Here is a 1490-nt window from a genome sequence, read left to right as displayed (position 1 = left end):
GCAAACGAAAGGGCAGTTAATGAAAAGTCTCCATACTGCTTTTTCGTTTGCACCACCTTCGATTCTTTCCTTAACGATTTTCTTAATTCTCCAAACTGGAATTTATATAATTATTCCTCTAACTTTCCCCATTTTACAGGCTTTTCCGCCTGTCCATTAGTGAAATGATATGTAGTTTCCCTTATTTTTGCCCTTATGAGATAATCACAAGGGAAATAAGGGAATTTTTTTAGTCATTACCTACCACTTTATCAAGAAGCCGAACCGATTTTCGTTTCGCATCTCTTGTGGAGTGAGCATAGACATTCATTGTGGTACTGACATCTGAGTGTCCCAACAATTCCTGTACATCTTTTGGGGCTGCTCCATTTGCTAAAAGGTTGCTTGTATAGGTGTGACGTAACTGGTGGAAATGAAAGCCTTCAAATCCCTCTAATGCTTTTGCCACCTTTCTGCATACCGTCCCCAAAGTAGTCGGAAGTTCCAGACAACCATCCGGTCTTAAGCAGACAAAAGAAATTTCTTTATAATCTGCCGGGACTTCCTGCGTTCTGTCTAAGCAATAATATTCGTAGTACACTCTGTTTTTCTCTTTGACCTCTTTGTAGTAGTTCGTGTGATAAAGTTCTTCGTACTGCATTCGATTTTTTAACTGCTCTTTCCGGGCATTACGGAAAATCTCTACCAGTGTATCTCCAAAATCAACAACCCTTACTTTTTTCCGCTTGGTTGGTCCGATGATATATTTGCGCTTTGAGCCATCATATCGGATGCTGCGTCTTATGGTAAGGCATTGTTCTTCCAGATTTACGTCCTGCCATGCCAAACCACAGGCTTCTCCAATACGAAGCCCGGCATAATAGGCTATCTGGATTGGAAGTATTGCGGCTGGGTTCTTTTTTTGCAGATAAGCAAGCAGTCTTTCATAATCTTCTCGTGAAATTGGTTGGACATTTCCGTCCATATCCTCATCAGAAAACAAATCCACTTCATCCGTCTGATACCGCAGTTTAATATACTGCATAGGATTGAACGTAATATACTGCTTTGGAAATACTGCAAAGCGGAATGATTGCTGCATGACTGCGGAAAAAGAATGGATGTAATCTTTGCTGTAACCCTTTCTCTCTTTTCCATCGGGATGAACTCCCCCGAAGGAAAGCAAATCGAAGAAAGATTGCAAATGTTCAGAGGTTACATTTTTCAGTTTACGTTCTGCCAATGGGTGTTTCTTAATATTTCGGATTGTTCCGAGGTAATTCTCCACCGTACCATTGCTGAGCGTACCTGTTTTTAATTCCTCCTCTGCCCACACATCCAAAAGCTGTCCGACTGTGAGATTATCCGCTTTGGCAACAAATTTCTTTTTCTCATAATCATCCATTGCCTGACGGAGCAGTTTTTCAGTTTCACTTTTGCTTTCTGTTCCAACGCATTCTTTCTGAACAAGATTGCCGCTTGCGTCCTCTACATAGAAGCGGTAGTACCAT

At 41.2% G+C, this 1490-nt stretch carries 1 protein-coding gene; it reads right to left on the bottom strand.

The genetic code is table 11. The features are described from left to right. Positions 1-229 precede the first annotated feature (229 nt). Positions 230-1490, bottom strand: a 1261-nt coding sequence (locus tag GPK88_RS18490; protein WP_215708130.1) for a tyrosine-type recombinase/integrase, incomplete at its 5' end; no start/stop codon positions are given.

It is taken from the genome of Blautia sp. MCC269, from assembly GCF_018785655.1.
Lineage (GTDB): Bacteria > Bacillota > Clostridia > Lachnospirales > Lachnospiraceae > Blautia_A.
The sequence above is the reverse complement of the archived record's forward strand: the minus strand, read 5'-3'. Positions and strand labels throughout refer to the sequence as shown.